Source organism: Dietzia sp. HMSC21D01 (genome assembly GCF_001815995.1).
Classification (GTDB): Bacteria; Actinomycetota; Actinomycetes; order Mycobacteriales; family Mycobacteriaceae; genus Dietzia; species Dietzia cinnamea.
The window spans coordinates 1-1,005 of the sequence record NZ_KV823776.1; the positions used below are offsets into that span (position 1 = coordinate 1).

1 protein-coding gene is annotated in these 1,005 nt (G+C 77.3%); it reads left to right on the forward strand.

What is annotated here, in order from left to right:
* Nucleotides 1-1,005, forward strand: a 1,005-nt coding sequence (locus HMPREF3086_RS03915; protein ID WP_168169045.1) for a helicase-associated domain-containing protein, incomplete at both ends; no start/stop codon positions are given.

The following is a 1,005-nucleotide window of genomic DNA, read 5'->3' on the forward strand; positions in this document are numbered from 1 at the left end:
CCCCGCCCGCCGCTGGGCCGAGCTGGTCGTGGCGTGGTGGTCGATGCCGCGCACCCCGTGGCGCGTCGGCTCCGAGCTCGAGGGCGGCGGGACCCTGCCCGCACTGGGCGAGCCCGTCGGCCCGCCCGGACCGACGGAACGCGGTCGCGTCCTGAAGGCGCTGGCCGCCCTGGACCCCGCGGCCGAACCCGCCGACGCCCTGCTGCCCGAGGTGGTGCGCTGGTCGGCGCCGGTGTGGTTCTCACGCGCGGGTACGCGGCCCGTCTCGGAGACCGTGGCCGAGGCACGACGGATGGGACTCGTCGTCGGGACCGTGGCGACCTCGGCCGCCCGCCACCTGGTCGACGCCACCCACGGCGCGTCCCACGGCGCGGGGGGCTCCGGCGCGGGGGGCTCCGGCGCGGGTGTCTCCGGCGGTTCCGGCGGCGCGGTCGTCGAGGACCTCGAACCGATCCTCACCGCCGCGTTGCCCGACCCGGTGTCGGAGGTCATCGTCCAGGCTGACCTGACGATCCTCGCCCCCGGCCCCCTCACCCCGGAGCTGGCGGCGGAGTTCGCCCTCCTCGCCGACGTCGAGTCCGCCGGCGCCGCCACCACCTACCGCGTCACCGAGACGTCCCTGCGCCGCGCGCTCGACGCAGGACGCACGGCCGCAGGCACCCGCGAGATGCTCGCCCGCACGTCCGTCACCCCTGTCCCGCAGTCGCTGGACTACCTGATCGAGGACGTCGCCCGCCGCCACGGGCGCCTGCGGGTGGGCACCGCCCTGTCGTTCATCCGCTGCGACGATCCGTCCCTCGTCGCGCAGGTCCTCGGCTCGCCGGTGGCGGAGAGCGCCGCGCTGCGCTCGGTGGCGCCCACCGTCCTGGTCTCCCAGGCCCGACCGCTCGACCTGGTCGAGGCGCTGCGCGCTCACGGGTTCGCTCCCGTCGTCGAGGACACGTCCGGCGCGGTCGTCGCGCTTTCCCGGCCGGCCGCCCGCGTCCGCGAGTCCCGCACCACCCG